The sequence below is a fragment of the Polynucleobacter sp. IMCC 30228 genome, from assembly GCF_021395205.1.
Taxonomy (GTDB): domain Bacteria; phylum Pseudomonadota; class Gammaproteobacteria; order Burkholderiales; family Burkholderiaceae; genus Polynucleobacter.
Genome location: NZ_JAJVCS010000003.1, coordinates 148,046 through 163,397 on the forward strand (window position 1 = coordinate 148,046; position 15,352 = coordinate 163,397).

A 15,352-nucleotide genomic window follows, 5' to 3' on the forward strand; every position below is an offset into this window, starting at 1 on the left:
GTTAGCTTTCCTTGCGATTGATCGACAAAAGGTGTTTGAGTTTGACTGAAGGAGTTTTTATGAATAAGCAGCGACGAGATGTAATAAAGTACTCGGCCATATTTGGATTGATGGCTGCAGCAGGTTTAATTAGCGAGGCGCAAGCTCAAGCTTGGAATAAAGCTGCTTTTGAGGGCAAAAGCCTTGACGATGTTTTTAAGGTACTCGGCAGTGCTCCAGAAAAATCGGGCGCCGTAACGTTAAATGCCCCTGATATTGCTGAAAATGGCGCAGTTGTACCCGTGGGCATTTCTACTACCTTGAAGGCAGATCAATTGGCTATTTTGGTAGAAAAAAATCCTAGTGCTTTGGCAGCCTTATTTTTTATTCCTGCTGGTACAGAGCCGTTTGTGACAACCCGCATCAAAATGGGTCAAACTTCTAATGTCTATGCACTAGCAAAGGCAGACGGTAAGTGGTTGATGTCTTCTAAAGAAGTAAAAGTGACTTTGGGTGGCTGCGGCGGTTAAACCCAATGTCGATGAATAAAGCAATACAGATTATTACTAATGGGGATTTTCCCTTAAAAGATTAAGGAGCAATAATGGCTGATCCAATGCGCGTAAGAGCAACCGAAAGCGGTGGCGTAGTTGATGTAAAAATTTTAATGAAGCATGATATGGAATCAGGTCAGCGGAAAGATGCTGCCGGCAAAATCATTCCAGCGTGGTTTATTAGTACTCTAAACGTAAAGGCGCAAGGTAACGACGTATTTAATGCCCAGTTTGGGCCTGCAGTATCCAAAGACCCCTTTTTGAATTTTAAATATAAAGGCGCTAAGGGTGACAAGCTTGTAGTTAGTTGGGTTGATAGTAAGGGTGATAAACGTACTGATGAGGCAACCGTCGCTTAGGTTTTGTATTGCTTTCCAATAATAACAAGGGATAAAAGCCATGAGACAGCATTTTTCGCTGAGTTGTAAATTCGGGTATGCAATATTGTTTAGTGCCTTAGCCACACTTGCACTGGTAAAGACGGTGCAAGCGCAAACCGCAAGCGAGGGCATTGCTAAATACCGCGAAATGATTGCCGATGGCAATCCTTCTGAGCTCTATGAAGCGGCAGGGGAAGAATTATGGAAAAAGCCTATGGGCCCAAAAAATGCCACTTTAGAGCAGTGTGATTTGGGTCTTGGCCCTGGCGTGGTTGCGGGTGCTGCGGCACAGTTACCGCGATATTTTAAAGATAGTAATCGCGTACAAGATCTCGAGTCGCGACTGATGACTTGTCGAGAGAAATTGCAGGGTATCGATCCACAAGCCACTATTGATGCCCCATTTCAGGTGGGCCCCAAAAAAGAAATGGAAGCTTTGGTCGCTTATGTAGTCACCCTCTCAAAAGGTAAAAAAATTAATGTCAGCACCACCCATCCGAAAGAAAAAGAAATGCTGGCTTTAGGCAAGCGCGCTTTTTTCTTTGAGGGTGGACCGATGGATTTTTCTTGTGCCTCTTGTCATGGAGAAAATGGTAAACGAATTCGCTTACAAGACTTGCCTAATTTGACTACTCAAGCTGGGGCGGCCTTGGGTTGGGGATCTTGGCCTGCGTATCGTGTTTCTAGTGGTCAATTTTGGACAATGCAACAACGTTTAAATGATTGTTATCGGCAGCAACGTTTTCCCTTCCCAATTTATGGCTCGGATGTGACGATTGCTTTATCCATGTATATGGCAGCTACAGCTAATGGGGGAATTGTGCAAACCCCAGGCTTAAAACGATAAGAATGGAACTCAAAATGAACTATGTAAAACATAAAAATATGCGCACATTAGTTAGCTCAGCCCTGCTATTGAGTGCTACCGTATTGGGTTTCCTGAGTTTTTCAGGCATCGCCTTAGCGCAACAAAAGGCTGACCCAGCATTTCAGAAAATGATGCAAAGCGGCTTTAAGGCTGATGGTATAGCAGGCTTAGACCGAATACAGCAAGACGAAACGCAGGCTTTTTGCTCTGATCCAGTCTTTGCTAACGGCAATAGTAAGGCAGCTACCGCTAAACGTGAAGCGATTCAAAAATTGAATATGGCTGAAATTCAACAACCTTCAGACGGTAAATATGTGGGGGATTGGAAAAAGGGTGAAGCGATTGCGCAAAGTGGTCGTGGTGCTACTTGGACCGATACTGCGACAACCCCTGTGGGCGGAGGTTGTTATAACTGCCATGAAATTAATAAAAAAGAAATTTCTTATGGCAATATTGGCCCTAGTCTATGGAACTACGGTAAGTCGCGGGGCTATTCGAAAGAAATGATGGTGTACACCTGGAATCGGATTAATAATTCGAAGGCTTATAACGCTTGCAGCAATATGCCGCGCTTTGCGCATTTTAAATTACTGAATGAAAAACAAATGCAAGATTTAATGGCTTTGTTATTAGATCCAGAATCGCCAGTTAATCAATAAGGTTTTATGTCAATTCATCGTCGCGAGTTTTTGCAGGCGCTAGCTATAGCTGCTGCAGGTGGAATGGGTTTAAGTGCTAATTTAGCTAGCGCACAAACTGCTGCAAAAAAATTCTATGATTTACCAGCCTTTGGTAACGTCCATTTATTACACTTTACCGATTGTCATGCGCAGCTTTTGCCAATTTATTTTCGCGAACCCAATGTGAATTTAGGTATTGGTCCGCAGGCTGGGCAGATGCCCCATTTAGTGGGCGATTATTTTCTAAAGGCCAATGGCATTGCAGCGGGAACACCCGATGCCCATGCCTTTACTTACCTAGACTTTAGTGCCGCTGCACAAAACTACGGGAAGATGGGTGGCTTTGCTTATCTTTCTTCCTTAATTCAGCAAATGAAAGCCTCTCGTCCCAATGCGCTGCTATTGGACGGCGGTGACACTTGGCAGGGTTCGGGAACAGCCTTGTGGACCAACGGCCAAGATATGGTTGATGCCTCCTTGGCGCTTGGGGTTGATGTCATGACGGCGCATTGGGAAATGACCTTAGGCGAAAAACGCGTCTTAGAAATTGTTGAAAAAGATTTTCGAAATAAAGTTTCTTTCTTGGCCCAAAACATTAAAACAGCAGATTTTGGGGATGACGTTTTTAGCCCCTATGTCATTCGACAAATGAATGGCGTTTCAGTTGCCATTATTGGTCAAGCGTTTCCCTACACACCAATTGCAAACCCACGTTATTTTGTACCTAACTGGACCTTTGGTATTCAAGAGGAAAATTTACAGAAAAATATTAATGAGGCGGTTGGTAAAGGGGCAAAAGTAGTCGTCTTGCTTTCACACAATGGGATGGATGTCGATTTAAAATTAGCCTCGCGGGTTACTGGTTTACATGCCATTTTAGGTGGCCATACCCATGATGGTGTGCCAATTCCGGTGAAGGTGAAAAATAGCTCGGGCGTAACATTGGTGACTAATGCCGGATCGAATGGAAAATACCTCGGTGTTTTAGATTTCGATGTGAAGGGCGGGAAGCCAGTTGATTTTCGTTATAAATTATTACCAATCTTCTCAAATTTATTACCTGCCGATGCCGGCATGAGTCAATTAATTCAAAAAATTCGTGCTCCATTTGAAGTTAAATTAGCTGAAAAATTAGCCGTAACTGACGCTTTACTCTACCGCCGAGGTAACTTCAACGGCAGTTTTGATCAAGTGATTTTAAATGGTCTAATGAGCCAAAAGAATGCAGAAATTGCCTTTTCACCCGGGTTCCGTTGGGGCACTTCATTGCTACCAGGGCAAACGATTACGATGGAAAATTTACTCGATCAAACAGCGATTACTTATCCCTACACTACCGTTTCCAATATGACGGGAGAAACGATTAAAAATGTTTTAGAAGATGTGGCGGATAATTTATTCAACCCGGACCCTTATTACCAGCAGGGCGGAGATATGGTGCGAGTTGGTGGGTTACAGTACACCATCGATCCAGCTGCATCCATGGGTGGCCGTATTTCAAATATGCGCTTGAATGGCAAGCCACTTGACGCTGATAAATCTTACCGCGTAGCGGGATGGGCGCCAGTTAGCGAAGACTCTAAAAATCTCGGCGGCGAGCCAATTTGGGATGTGATTGCGCGGCATTTACGCGAAATGAAAACAATTAAAGCGGTTAAATTGAATGAGCCCGAAGTTAAGGGTGTAAGCAATAACCCTGGGATGGTGATTTTAAATTAGTAGTCACAATCAAGCGAGCAAATTTATTAGCGTAGGCCTAAAGGATAATGATGAAATATAAATTTACTACTGCCGTATTGCTCACGCTCGTTTTAACTTTTGCTGCGCTGGGTTCTCAGCTCAGTTTTGCACAAAGCGCCAATACCCCAACTCAAGTGGTATATCACGTTGATGATGCTGAAACCCAAGGACTAAAAGCCCTGCGTAATATTCGCAACCATTTGGATACTGCACCAAGCACTAAAATTATCATGGTAACGCACGCTAACGGAGTTGATATCTTGATGGAAGGCGCTAAGGATAAAAAAAATAATGTTGAATATGCGCCCTTAATTGGAGCATTAAAGTCGCGGGGAGTGCGGTTTGAGGTTTGTGAAATTACTTTAAAAAATCGCAATTTAAAAAAAGATCAATTCATTCTCGATGCTGACTTCACCCCTTCGGGTGTGGTGCGAATAGCCGATCTTCAGGCAAAAGATCATTTTGCTTACATTAAGCCGTAATTACGGCGTTTTATTCCTGGGTTTATTTTGCCAGTTAGCACTGGCGCAGGGTCACAGACTCATTGATGTAAGCGATACGGTGCCGAATCAAATTCAACCTATTGAAGTCGCTAAACAAGTTTATTTTGTACAGGGCTTGCCTGAAATGGGCAGCGCCAAAAATCAAAACTTTATTTCTAATGCCGGTTTTGTGATTACGCCCAAGGGAGTGGTGGTCATTGATGCCTTAGGCTCGCCAATCTTAGCTGAGCAATTACTGCAAAAAATTAAGCTGCTTACTCCGCAGAAAGTAGTCGCTGTTATCGTAACGCACTATCATGCCGATCATATTTATGGTTTACAGGTTTTTCGTAATGCTGGCGCAGTTATTTATGCCAATGAAAATGGCAAGTTGTATTTAACTGCAGATGCAGCGCAGCAGCGTTTAATTAGTTCGCGTCAAGATTTTGCCCCATGGGTAAATCAAAATACGAAATTGATTGCGGCCGATCATTGGGTCAAAGATCGCTTTACGTTGGTAGTGGGAGGAGTAGAGTTTTTATTAATAAGAGCCGGGCCAGCACACACAGCTGAAGATCTTCTGGTCTACGTACCAAGCAAAAAAGTGCTTTTTGTTGGCGATCTGGTTTTTAATGGGCGTATTCCATTTGTAGGTAATGCAGATAGCCAGCGGTGGATCGCGTCTTTGCAACAAATTGAAAAACTACAAGCCGCAATTATTGTGCCTGGCCATGGAGCATATTCTAATAACCCGCCGCGTGATATCGCCTTTACAAGCGAGTATTTGCGTTATTTACGTCACTCCATGGCGCCTGCAGCGCGAAATTTAGACTCCTTTGATGAGGCCTATCAAGCCACCAATTGGGGGGAGTATGAGGGTATGCCATTGTTTCGTGCTGCTAATCGCATGAATGCGTATAACGTTTATCTCTCCATCCAAGAGGAGTAAATTCCTTTAAAATAGCGCCATGATCGGTTTTCGCGCTAAATCTCCTTTTCAGCTTTTTTTTAAAACAATGTGTTTTTTTATTGGCATTTTTTCTGCTAATGCTTTTTGTTTTGCTGCAGATACCGCCCTCAAAAATGGCAAGCTCATTGAAGAAACAAAATGCTATGCCTGCCATGCAAAAAAATCGGGCTTTGGTAATGGCGATATGATTTATACCCGTAATGATCGCAAGGTGGAGAGTTATTCACGCCTCAAAGCAATGGTCGCAATTTGTAATAGCGAACTACGACTCGATTTATTTCCCGAAGACGAGGCTGATGTTGCACAATATTTAAATCATCAGTTTTATCGTTTTAAGAATAATTAAGTAAGAATAACTAAACTAGTGCCAAATTCCAGCGATCTACTTCACCTTAGCCAACATATTTTGTGGCTAACTTTGGCAGTCACAATTTTACTGGGCGCATTAATGCAATGGTCGAGCTTTTGTACCATGGGCGCGGTATCCGATATCTTGGTCATGGCGGATTACACGCGTATGCGGCAGTGGTCTTTGGCAATTGGCGTGGCTATTGTGGGGGTGGCGGTTTTAGCTGCGCAAGGCTATATCGATCCGAGTAAATCTATTTATACCAGCAATCGCTTGCTTTATTTATCGACTATTATTGGCAGCCTTTGCTTTGGTTTTGGCATGGTCCTTGCATCTGGTTGCGGTAGTAAAACCCTAATTCGCATTGGCGGCGGTAATTTAAAGTCCGTCGTGGTTTTTTTTGTGCTGGGCTTGGTTTCCTACATGACTTTAAAGGGGCTCTTGGCAGTATTGCGCGTAAATACTATCGACACCTGGTTTATTTCCCTAAGCACTGCACAAGATCTACCCAGTATTTTTGCTGCCCAAACCAGTATGGCTAAAACCCATTTGCAACTGATTTTAGGATTGCTGATCGGCGGTGGATTTATTCTGTTCGCTTTGCTAAAAAAATCGTTTTGGCAAATCGATAATCTGTTGGCTGGGGCTGGAGTTGGATTGGCGATTGTTGCTATTTGGTGGGTTTCTGGCTATCTCGGCTATATTGCTGAAGATCCCAAGACCCTAGAGGAAGTATTTTTAGCGACGAATTCTGGGCGCATGGAAAGCCTTTCTTTTGTTGCGCCATATGCTTACACTCTCGACTGGTTGATTTTATTTAGCGATACCTCGAAGGTCTTAACACTTGGAATTGTGGCGGTTGGTGGCATGATCATTGGCGCTTTTCTTAGTGCTGTACTCACCAAAACATTTCGTTGGGAAACCTTTCATGGGGTCGAAGATACGGGCAATCATTTGCTGGGCGGCGCTTTAATGGGTTTTGGCGGGGTTACTGCCCTTGGCTGCACGATTGGTCAAGGTTTAACTGGGATATCAACACTCGCGCTTAGCGCTTTTTTAGCCTTGCCTGGTTTTATTGGTGGGGCGTGTCTAGGTCTGTGGTATTTGCAGTGGCGTCTTGAGCGCCAGGCCAACTAAAAGGTGAGGCGCTATGCACATTGATTGGACCGTATTTACACCCTTTCCCGCGTTATTAGGCGGCATCATTTTGGGTCTTGCTGCCGCACTATATATTCATTTGCATGGGCGAATTTTAGGGGTTAGCGGCATTGTGGGTGGTTTGACTAAACCCGAGGCGGGCGATTGGCTTTGGCGTCTTAGTTTTGTGTTTGGTTTATTGTCAAGCCCGCTGTGGGCCAGTTTAATTTTTGATGTGCGAGCCATCGAGGTCATTGATGCAGGTTGGGGCGCATTAATTGTGGCCGGCCTCTTAGTGGGCTTTGGTGCTAGTTATGGTGCGGGGTGCACCAGTGGACATGGTATTTGTGGGATTTCACGACTATCCTTAAGCTCTTTAGTGGCGACGATCACTTTTATGGGCACCGGCTTTCTAACCGTTTTTCTCCTGCGCCATGTCTTTTAGGCGGTCTTGGGGAGCGCAATGATGAAACGTCATTTTGGACTACTTAGTCAATTTGCCATCGGCGTTATTTTTGGTTTAGGCCTGATTATTTCTGGCATGACTAACCCGCAGAAAATTCTGCAATTTCTTGATCTCACTGGCAACTGGGATCCGAGCTTAATTTTCGTGATGTTGGGTGGTATTTTGGTGGGTTTAGCCGCTTTTTATCTCGCCCGTAAACGCACTGAAGCATGGTTTGGTGGGCTGATTCAGTGGCCCAAAACTAGCCCAATCGACCGCCATTTAGTCATTGGCAGCGGGTTATTTGGCATCGGTTGGGGAATTGCGGGATTTTGCCCAGGACCTGCTATCGTTGCCTTAGGGTCTGGGCATGCCAAGGCCTTGGTTTTTACCGTCATGATGTTCATCGGCATGCTGATTTATCAGTACCTAGGCAGCCAAATCAAAAAACGTCTACATTAATTACATTAAATGCTTTTTAAGAGGTTGAAATGAGTCTTGGAATTGCTTGTCATAATGCATTATTTGGTACGGTTGGACAAATTGCGCCAGCTGATTTAGCAGAAATTGCCGCTCAGGGCTACAAGAGCGTAATTAATAACCGACCTGACTATGAGGAGGGCCCCGAGCAACCCCCTCATGAAGCGATTCAAGCTGAGGCCTTAAAACTCGGCTTAAATTATGCCTTTTTACCCGTTGTTAGTGGTGCGATTACGCTTGCACAGGTTGAGGAAATGGCTGGCTTACTGAAAACCCTGCCCGAACCTATTCTGGCTTTTTGTCGCTCGGGCGCCCGTTCAACTAATCTATATCAAATGGCGGTGCATCTCAATCAAGAGCGCAGTTAAATGCCCGATTTGTTAAATGCCACAGAGCGGCGCGCCTTAGCAACGAGTTATCCTGCCTGGCAGCTACTCACAGAGCGCGATGCAATGAGCCGCACCTTTTTGTTTGCTAATTTTGAAGCTGCATTTCGCTTTATGCAAGGTTGTGCTGTTTATGCTGAGCAAATCGACCATCATCCCGAGTGGTTGAATGTTTGGAATCGTGTTGAGGTGGTCTTAACTACGCATAGTGCAGGCGGCTTAACTCAACTTGATCTGCAACTAGCTCAATGGATGGATCAAACTGCTAGTGCAATCGGCTTGCAGCCGCCGAAATCATAAAATGCGTACTTGGTTCATGAAGCGTAATTGTTCATTTACGCCACGGCAACTCAGCTATTTCTACTTTTCTTTGGCTGCCTTTTCATTAATAGTGGGCAGCTATTTTTTATGGCAAGGGATATGGGTCATTATTTGCTTTACTTTGCTTGAATTGACCCTGGTTGCAATTGCTTTACTGGTTTATTCGCGTCATGCGCTTGATTATGAAAAAATTTCAGTAGATGGCGATCTGCTCATTTATGAAAAGAGCTGGGGTGGCCAAGTTAGCTGTCACCAATGGAATGCCCGCTGGGTACAATTAATTCATCTGCATAATGATCCCAATCAATTGGCTTTGCGTTACGGCAATGAAAAAAAGCCCATTGGTGTCTTTTTACGTGCTATCGATCGGCCCCGTTTTGAGCATGATTTACGCCTGCATCTTACTTAACTCGATCGTAATTAAAGGCTTTTATGAGAATTGAAATACCCGAGAACAAGCGCTTTGTTCATGAATCGACGATGGACATTCGCTGGGGCGATATGGATGCATTTCAGCATGTCAATAACACCCTTTATTTTCGTTATATGGAGCAATCCCGCATCGACTGGATTGTTTCTTTAGGATTTACGAATATGGTGGATAAGGAGGCCTTACTGATGGTAAATGGCTTCTGTAATTTTTATGCGCAATTATCCTTTCCTGGAACCTTGATTGTGCAAACCTTTATTGGCAATATTGGAAAATCGAGTATTGATTTGTATAACACCATTGCCTTGGCGAATGCGCCAGAAGCGATTTGTGCAGCCGGCGGAGCCACGATGGTATGGGTCGATTTAGCGACCAATAAATCCCGTCCTTGGCCTGAGCATATTTTAAAAATATTGCAATAACAATATTCCCAGAGCGTGTCTAAATTGTTGCTGGAACCGATGGTTGATTTTTCGCAATACGATGCCATTATTGACACACGTTCTCCGGCTGAATTTGCCCTCGATCATATTCCTGGCGCGATTAATTACCCGGTCTTAAATAACGAGGAACGGGCCCGAATTGGCACGATTTATAAAAACGATTCAGCGTTTGCCGCTAAAAAAATTGGCGCGGCTTTGGTAGCACGGAATATTTCAGCCCACTTAGAAAATCATTTTTTAGCCTTTCCTTATAGTTGGCGCCCCCTGATTTACTGTTGGCGGGGAGGCGAACGAAGCGGTGCATTTACCTTGATTCTGCAGCGCATTGGCTGGAAGGCCGATCAATTGGTGGGCGGTTACCAAGCTTTCAGGCGCCACGTTATTAGTGAGCTCAATGATTTTGCTAGCCAGTTTTCTTTTATCGTTATCTGCGGCATGACAGGAACCGGAAAAACCCGTCTATTGGCTGAATTACAAGGGCGTCAGTTGCAAGTACTTGATCTAGAGGGCTTAGCGGTACATCGGGGCTCGGTCTTGGGTCATCATCCAGAAGCCCCGCAACCGAGTCAAAAAAGTTTTGAAACTGCCCTATGGAATACCTTGCGTTTATTCGACCCAAGCAAGCCAGTTTATGTTGAATCGGAAAGTAAAAAAGTAGGGGGCTTGCATATTCCCGACCCCTTAATGGCGCGAATTCGGGCTGGGGAGTGTATTGAGATTCAGGCTGAGATTACGTTGCGGGTGCAATGGTTAATGGAACAATATCCGCATTTTTTAGTCGATGTTCCTGCTTTAGAGGCGCAGCTCATTAGCTTGACGGCTCGCTATGGCCGCATGCAGATTGAGGAATGGTGTGCAGCTGCTCAGGCAGGAGAGTTTGCTGAGTTAGTGCATGCCTTACTGGTGCAACATTACGATACTGCGTATCAACATTCAATTGAGCGCAATTTTACCCATTACCCCACTAAGCGCAACTTAGATTTAGCTGCACTGAGCCCAGCCGCTTTTAGTGCCTTGGCTGATCAGGTGCTAACTTTAGAGCGCGCTTAATTAAAGGCTTGAATGCCTGTTTGGGCGCGACCTAAAATGAGGGCATGAATATCATGCGTACCTTCATAAGTGTTCACGACCTCTAAATTAAGTAAATGCCGAATCACACCATATTCATCTGAGATTCCATTGCCACCATGCATATCGCGGGCCATCCGTGCAATTTCGAGTGCCTTCCCGCAAGAATTCCGTTTCATAATTGACGTAATTTCAGGTGAAGCTAGATGTTCGTCTTTCATTCGACCCAATCTTAAACAGCCTTGTAAACCGAGGCAAATTTCAGTTTGCATATCAGCTAACTTCTTTTGAATGAGTTGATTGGCGGCTAAAGGACGACCAAATTGAATGCGATCAAGGGTATATTGGCGCGCCGCATGCCAACAAAATTCTGCTGCGCCTAAGGCACCCCAAGCAATACCGTAACGTGCTGAGTTTAAGCAGGTGAATGGACCTTTTAAGCCGGTAACGTGGGGTAATTCATTTTCGCTAGGAACAAACACTTTTTCCATGACGATTTCACCCGTAATGGATGCGCGTAAACCCATCTTGCCCGTAATTTTTGGCGTGCTTAAACCAGGCATGCCTTTTTCCAGAATAAAACCCCGAATCTCATCGGCATCATTTTTAGCCCAGACGACAAAGACATCAGCAATAGGTGAATTCGAAATCCACATTTTGGCCCCCGACAGCTCAAAGCCACCTGGAACGCTATGGGCCCGGGTAATCATGCCGCCCGCATCTGAGCCAAAATTGGGTTCAGTAAGACCAAAGCAACCAATCAATTCGCCAGTGGCTAACTTGGGTAAGTATTTTTGTTTTTGTTCTAAGCTACCGAATTCATTAATGGGCACCATGACTAATGAAGACTGCACGCTCATCATCGACCGGTAGCCTGAATCAACTCGCTCGATTTCGCGAGCAATTAGCCCATAGGAAACATAATTTAAATTAGCGCCGCCAAATTCTTCGGGGATGGTAATACCGAGTAAGCCTAATTCACCCATTTCGCGGAAGATGCTGGTGTCAGCCCCTTCCCCGCGAAAATCGGCTTGGATACGGGGTGCGAGACGTCCTTGCGCATACTCAAAGGCAGCTTCGCGTACCATGCGCTCTTCGGTCGTGAGTTGCTGGTCTAACAGCAGGGGGTCGGCCCAATTAAATGGGGTTTTACTCATATCTTTGACTCACTTTTTAGGCTTTGAAATAGGGCTGGGCAAAACCAACCAATTAGCACTATTCTAGTCAATTACTGACTAAAGTATTTTGCTGGGCTCTTCACCTTGGAAAAAAACCCGCCACCGCGCCGCCATTATCGCTACTACGATTTAATCTTAGTGGCTTTTGTGGTGGTCTTGCTGTGCTCAAATTTTATTGGCGCTGGCAAAGCAGGAACCCTTGATTTACCGTTCTTTGGTCCCGTTATCTTTGGTGCCGGGGTGCTTTTTTTTCCTATTGCCTACTTTTTTGGCGACATTCTGACGGAGGTGTATGGCTATGCCTATGATCGGCGTGCCGTCTGGGCTGGCTTTGCCGCCTTAATTTTTGCGGCAATCATGGCGCAAGTGGTAATTGCTTTACCGATTGCCCCAGGCTCTTATATGGCGAATTATCAACAGGGCTTAGAGACCGTCTTTGGTAATTCATGGCGCATTGCCTTAGCATCGATTAGTGCCTTTTGGTGTGGTAGTTTTGCTAATGCCTTTATTATGGCAAAGTTGAAAATTGCCACCGCCGGACGTTTTTTATGGTTGCGGGCAATTGGCTCAACCGCAGTTGGCGAGTTAATCGATTCATCGCTATTTTATCTGCTAGCGTTTTATGGTATTTGGCCGCTCGCTGAATTGCTGCAAATTGCCTTAGCGCAGTATGTGCTAAAAACCAGTTGGGAAGTGCTAGCAACCCCGCTGACGTATTGGGTAGTTAATTTTTTAAAACGTAAAGAACATGAAGATTATTATGATATCCATACTAATTTCACCCCCTTTCGCATGCGCGTTGACCGCTAGGAGAAGCTATGAAGCCATTTATTGATCCCACCATATTACCCAGTGAAATTACCCCGCAAGCCATCTTTGCACAACGTCGAAACTTAATTAAGGCGGCAGCAGCGGGCAGCTTCGGCGCGGGCTTGATTCCCTGGTTTACGCGTGAAGCATTTGCTCAGACTCAACCTGCTGGGCCGCCGGCAGGTGGGGTTAAATTAAAAACTATTCCTTCCAACTATTCCACTACCGAAACGCTATCGGCTTATAAAGACGTCACTACCTATAATAATTTTTATGAGTTTGGTACTGATAAAGCCCAGCCTCATGAAGCAGCTAAAAGCTTAGAAACCCGACCGTGGACTGTTACCGTTGAGGGCTTAGTTAAAAAGCCACAGACTTTTGATATTGAGGCCTTACTAAAATTAGCGCCTATGGAGGAGCGTATTTATCGCATGCGTTGTGTTGAAGGCTGGTCAATGGTCATTCCATGGGATGGCTATTCTTTATCTAAATTACTCAACGTAGTTGAGCCCACTAGTGCCGCTAAATACGTCGAATTTATTTCACTTGCAGATCGTAAGCAAATGCCGGGCGTCAACTCATCCGTATTAAATTGGCCTTATCGCGAGGGTTTGCGCTTAGACGAAGCGATGAATCCATTGGCCTTACTTACTTTTGGTTTATACGGTGAGGCTTTACCAAAACAAAATGGCGCCCCCGTACGCATGGTGATTCCGTGGAAGTATGGTTTTAAAAGCGCCAAGTCAATTATTAAAATTCGTTTAACTGAGCAACAGCCACCGACAAGCTGGAATACCTCAGCCCCAAGTGAATATGGCTTTTATTCCAACGTGAACCCTAATGTTGATCATCCCCGTTGGAGCCAAGCTACTGAACGACGGATCGGTGATGGCCGCGGTTTTTTTGCGCCTAAAGTGAAAACTGAAATGTTTAATGGGTATGGCAATCAGGTGGCGAGTTTATATGCAGGCATGGACCTTAAAAAATACTATTAATCAAACAGGTTTTTTAAAGGGTTTTAAGTTTCTGGTTTTTTTGCTGGCCCTGATTCCGCTAGAGCGACTTTTCTATTTTGCTTACAGCGATCAATTGGGCGCCAACCCAATTGAATTGATTACCCGCTCAACGGGCACTTGGACCCTGGTTTTATTTTGTCTTACTTTAGGTATGACACCGCTGCGCTTAATTACAGGGTGGGGCGGCTGGATACGGGTGCGTCGTATGCTCGGACTATTCGTATTTTTTTATGCTTGTTTGCACTTTTTAATTTGGCTTTGGTTAGATCAAGATTTTGCTATAGCCTCGATGGCGAAAGATGTAATTAAGCGCCCCTTTATAACCATGGGTTTTATTAGCTTTGTGTTGCTCATTCCATTGGCACTCACATCAAACCAGTGGTCGCAGCGTCAATTAGGGCGCCGCTGGGCCTTGTTACACCGTTTAGTTTATGTCATTGCAGGCACGGCAATTTTGCATTATTGGTGGGATAAGGCGGGTAAAAATAACTTTTCAGTCGTTTCGATTTACCTCGGAGTTATTATCTTATTACTAGTCTTACGAATACCGCTGATAAAAAATCAACTCAATCGAATCCACCTTACGAAACCAAAGCCACCTGTTTAGGAATCATTAAATGCCATTGAAGATCATCCTGTGCAGATTAATACCATCGACTGCGCTAGTTTTCAGCCTGATTCTGAGCGTTTCTAACGTGGCTGCACAGACCAAAGACCTTGCTTATCCCAATCGCCAAATTACTTTAATTATTCCTTTTCCACCTGCAGGCGCTACCGATGCACTAGGCCGACTGCTGGCGCAGAAATTATCACAGCGTTTAGGCCAGACAGTTATTATCGATAACCATCCCGGCGCAGGCGGCTCAATTGGCTCAAATATCGTTGCCCGCGCTGCTCCCGATGGCTATACCTTACTTTTGTCTACTGGCAGCACTCATGCAGTTGCGCCGAGTTTTACTAAAAAATTACCTTATGACACCCAAGCCGATTTCACCCCTATTGGGGGGGTTGCCATTGCGCCTGGCTTACTAACGATTACGAAGACTTTACCGGTTAAAAATCTAGCTGAATTTATTGAATACGCGCGGGCTCATCCGAATGAGATTAATTATGCGACGAGCGGTAATGGCACGGTCATGCATTTGAATGCTGAGTCGCTAAAAGCCGCTGGCCGTTTTAATATGACACACATTCCCTACAAGGGCTCTGCTTTAGCTACGCCTGATTTAATTTCCGGAAAAGTGCATTTATTATTTGATACTACCATTGCCAGTTTGCCTTTAGTCACTGAAGGGAAGTTAATGGCCTTAGGAGTTGCTAGCCCAAAGCGCTCACCCTTGCTGCCGAATGTGCCAACCATTGGCGAGGCAGGTAAAAATTATGGTCTAGAGCAATTCGAGACGTCGAATTGGTTTGGGCTGTATGGCCCTAAAAATGTACCTATTGAAATTGTCAATAAACTAAACGCGAACCTCAATGCCATTTTGCTTGAAAAAGACACCAAAGAGCGCTTAGCGCTTTTGGGGGCTGAACCAATTCCTGGGACCCCTGAAAAATTTGCCACCATGGTCGCGCTTGATCGGGTCCGGTGGACCAAAATTATTAAACAAAATCAAATTTCGATCGACTAATCTAT

The 15,352-nt window shown here is 44.8% G+C and carries 21 protein-coding genes; 20 read left to right on the forward strand and 1 reads right to left on the reverse strand.

Annotation, left to right across the window (positions count from 1 at the left end; genetic code table 11):
* Window positions 1-59: 59 nt before the first annotated feature.
* The 16 genes from soxY to mnmH all read left to right on the forward strand — a co-directional run bounded on the left by soxY (window position 60) and on the right by mnmH (window position 10,694).
* Window positions 60-509, forward strand: coding sequence for a thiosulfate oxidation carrier protein SoxY (gene soxY / locus LZT21_RS06440; protein ID WP_233923622.1), 450 nt, complete (start codon window positions 60-62; stop codon window positions 507-509).
* Between the two features lie 74 nt (window positions 510-583).
* Window positions 584-892 carry a thiosulfate oxidation carrier complex protein SoxZ gene (gene soxZ / locus LZT21_RS06445; protein WP_233923621.1) on the forward strand — a complete coding sequence of 103 codons (309 nt, stop codon included), beginning with the start codon at window positions 584-586 and terminating at the stop codon, window positions 890-892.
* Window positions 893-932: 40 nt separating this feature from the next.
* Window positions 933-1,760, forward strand: coding sequence for a sulfur oxidation c-type cytochrome SoxA (soxA, locus tag LZT21_RS06450; protein ID WP_233989919.1), 828 nt, complete (start codon window positions 933-935; stop codon window positions 1,758-1,760).
* Between the two features lie 14 nt (window positions 1,761-1,774).
* Complete coding sequence (gene soxX / locus LZT21_RS06455) at window positions 1,775-2,440, forward strand: sulfur oxidation c-type cytochrome SoxX (protein WP_233989921.1); 666 nt, start codon at window positions 1,775-1,777, stop codon at window positions 2,438-2,440.
* Window positions 2,441-2,446: 6 nt separating this feature from the next.
* On the forward strand, window positions 2,447-4,180 hold the full coding sequence (gene soxB, locus LZT21_RS06460; RefSeq protein ID WP_233936942.1) for a thiosulfohydrolase SoxB: 1,734 nt from the start codon (window positions 2,447-2,449) through the stop codon (window positions 4,178-4,180).
* Between the two features lie 50 nt (window positions 4,181-4,230).
* Window positions 4,231-4,683, forward strand: coding sequence for a DsrE family protein (locus tag LZT21_RS06465; protein WP_233923617.1), 453 nt, complete (start codon window positions 4,231-4,233; stop codon window positions 4,681-4,683).
* On the forward strand, window positions 4,664-5,632 hold the full coding sequence (locus LZT21_RS06470; protein ID WP_233989923.1) for an MBL fold metallo-hydrolase: 969 nt from the start codon (window positions 4,664-4,666) through the stop codon (window positions 5,630-5,632). Before LZT21_RS06465 ends, LZT21_RS06470 begins: the two co-directional genes overlap by 20 nt.
* 19 nt (window positions 5,633-5,651) lie before the next feature.
* Complete coding sequence (locus LZT21_RS06475) at window positions 5,652-5,999, forward strand: hypothetical protein (protein WP_233923615.1); 348 nt, start codon at window positions 5,652-5,654, stop codon at window positions 5,997-5,999.
* An 18-nt stretch (window positions 6,000-6,017) separates the two neighbouring features.
* The gene (locus LZT21_RS06480; RefSeq protein WP_233923614.1) at window positions 6,018-7,139 is read left to right on the forward strand and encodes a YeeE/YedE family protein; all 1,122 of its coding nucleotides are present in this window, start codon (window positions 6,018-6,020) and stop codon (window positions 7,137-7,139) included.
* Window positions 7,140-7,152: 13 nt separating this feature from the next.
* Window positions 7,153-7,584 (forward strand): YeeE/YedE family protein, encoded by a 432-nt coding sequence (locus LZT21_RS06485; protein WP_233989925.1) that lies wholly within the window; start codon window positions 7,153-7,155, stop codon window positions 7,582-7,584.
* A gap of 18 nt (window positions 7,585-7,602) precedes the next feature.
* On the forward strand, window positions 7,603-8,046 hold the full coding sequence (locus LZT21_RS06490; RefSeq protein WP_370634800.1) for a DUF6691 family protein: 444 nt from the start codon (window positions 7,603-7,605) through the stop codon (window positions 8,044-8,046).
* Window positions 8,047-8,075: 29 nt separating this feature from the next.
* Entirely contained in the window at window positions 8,076-8,432 is a 357-nt protein-coding gene (locus LZT21_RS06495; protein ID WP_233923612.1) for a TIGR01244 family sulfur transferase, read from the forward strand.
* Window positions 8,433-8,750 (forward strand): 4a-hydroxytetrahydrobiopterin dehydratase, encoded by a 318-nt coding sequence (locus tag LZT21_RS06500; RefSeq protein WP_233923611.1) that lies wholly within the window; start codon window positions 8,433-8,435, stop codon window positions 8,748-8,750.
* Window position 8,751: 1 nt separating this feature from the next.
* Window positions 8,752-9,180 carry a DUF2244 domain-containing protein gene (locus tag LZT21_RS06505; protein ID WP_233936950.1) on the forward strand — a complete coding sequence of 143 codons (429 nt, stop codon included), beginning with the start codon at window positions 8,752-8,754 and terminating at the stop codon, window positions 9,178-9,180.
* A 23-nt stretch (window positions 9,181-9,203) separates the two neighbouring features.
* On the forward strand, window positions 9,204-9,623 hold the full coding sequence (locus LZT21_RS06510; protein WP_233936952.1) for a thioesterase family protein: 420 nt from the start codon (window positions 9,204-9,206) through the stop codon (window positions 9,621-9,623).
* 15 nt (window positions 9,624-9,638) lie between these two features.
* Entirely contained in the window at window positions 9,639-10,694 is a 1,056-nt protein-coding gene (gene mnmH / locus LZT21_RS06515) for a tRNA 2-selenouridine(34) synthase MnmH (RefSeq protein ID WP_233989927.1), read from the forward strand.
* Here mnmH and LZT21_RS06520 read toward each other — a convergent pair.
* A complete protein-coding gene (locus tag LZT21_RS06520) occupies window positions 10,691-11,869 on the reverse strand; it encodes an acyl-CoA dehydrogenase (RefSeq protein ID WP_233936954.1) in 1,179 nt (392 codons plus the stop codon). The genes mnmH and LZT21_RS06520 overlap by 4 nt on opposite strands.
* Window positions 11,870-11,974: 105 nt before the next feature.
* On the opposite strand from LZT21_RS06520, the gene LZT21_RS06525 reads away from it, so the two are divergent.
* From LZT21_RS06525 to LZT21_RS06540, 4 genes are all read left to right on the forward strand, one after another.
* Window positions 11,975-12,700: a queuosine precursor transporter gene (locus LZT21_RS06525; RefSeq protein ID WP_233923606.1), complete on the forward strand. Its 726-nt coding sequence runs from the start codon at window positions 11,975-11,977 to the stop codon at window positions 12,698-12,700.
* Window positions 12,701-12,708: 8 nt separating this feature from the next.
* Window positions 12,709-13,695 (forward strand): protein-methionine-sulfoxide reductase catalytic subunit MsrP, encoded by a 987-nt coding sequence (gene msrP / locus LZT21_RS06530; RefSeq protein ID WP_233923605.1) that lies wholly within the window; start codon window positions 12,709-12,711, stop codon window positions 13,693-13,695.
* Window positions 13,664-14,323, forward strand: a complete 660-nt coding sequence (gene msrQ, locus LZT21_RS06535; protein WP_233923604.1) for a protein-methionine-sulfoxide reductase heme-binding subunit MsrQ — start codon at window positions 13,664-13,666, stop codon at window positions 14,321-14,323. Before msrP ends, msrQ begins: the two co-directional genes overlap by 32 nt.
* Window positions 14,324-14,411: 88 nt before the next feature.
* Window positions 14,412-15,347: a tripartite tricarboxylate transporter substrate binding protein gene (locus LZT21_RS06540; protein ID WP_233923603.1), complete on the forward strand. Its 936-nt coding sequence runs from the start codon at window positions 14,412-14,414 to the stop codon at window positions 15,345-15,347.
* The last annotated feature ends 5 nt before the right edge of the window (window positions 15,348-15,352 follow it).

Excerpts from the sequence above, each read along its gene's own strand:
- soxY (WP_233923622.1), top strand. The coding sequence starts at position 60 with ATGAATAAGCAGCGACGAGATGTAATAAAGTACTCGGCCATATTTGGA.
- soxZ (WP_233923621.1), top strand. The coding sequence starts at position 584 with ATGGCTGATCCAATGCGCGTAAGAGCAACCGAAAGCGGTGGCGTAGTT.
- soxA (WP_233989919.1), top strand. The coding sequence starts at position 933 with ATGAGACAGCATTTTTCGCTGAGTTGTAAATTCGGGTATGCAATATTG.
- soxX (WP_233989921.1), top strand. The coding sequence starts at position 1,775 with ATGAACTATGTAAAACATAAAAATATGCGCACATTAGTTAGCTCAGCC.
- soxB (WP_233936942.1), top strand. The coding sequence starts at position 2,447 with ATGTCAATTCATCGTCGCGAGTTTTTGCAGGCGCTAGCTATAGCTGCT.
- LZT21_RS06465 (WP_233923617.1), top strand. The coding sequence starts at position 4,231 with ATGAAATATAAATTTACTACTGCCGTATTGCTCACGCTCGTTTTAACT.
- LZT21_RS06475 (WP_233923615.1), top strand. The coding sequence starts at position 5,652 with ATGATCGGTTTTCGCGCTAAATCTCCTTTTCAGCTTTTTTTTAAAACA.
- LZT21_RS06485 (WP_233989925.1), top strand. The coding sequence starts at position 7,153 with ATGCACATTGATTGGACCGTATTTACACCCTTTCCCGCGTTATTAGGC.
- LZT21_RS06490 (WP_370634800.1), top strand. The coding sequence starts at position 7,603 with ATGATGAAACGTCATTTTGGACTACTTAGTCAATTTGCCATCGGCGTT.
- LZT21_RS06495 (WP_233923612.1), top strand. The coding sequence starts at position 8,076 with ATGAGTCTTGGAATTGCTTGTCATAATGCATTATTTGGTACGGTTGGA.
- LZT21_RS06500 (WP_233923611.1), top strand. The coding sequence starts at position 8,433 with ATGCCCGATTTGTTAAATGCCACAGAGCGGCGCGCCTTAGCAACGAGT.
- LZT21_RS06505 (WP_233936950.1), top strand. The coding sequence starts at position 8,752 with ATGCGTACTTGGTTCATGAAGCGTAATTGTTCATTTACGCCACGGCAA.
- LZT21_RS06510 (WP_233936952.1), top strand. The coding sequence starts at position 9,204 with ATGAGAATTGAAATACCCGAGAACAAGCGCTTTGTTCATGAATCGACG.
- LZT21_RS06520 (WP_233936954.1), bottom strand. The coding sequence starts at position 11,869 with ATGAGTAAAACCCCATTTAATTGGGCCGACCCCCTGCTGTTAGACCAG.
- msrP (WP_233923605.1), top strand. The coding sequence starts at position 12,709 with ATGAAGCCATTTATTGATCCCACCATATTACCCAGTGAAATTACCCCG.
- msrQ (WP_233923604.1), top strand. The coding sequence starts at position 13,664 with ATGCAGGCATGGACCTTAAAAAATACTATTAATCAAACAGGTTTTTTA.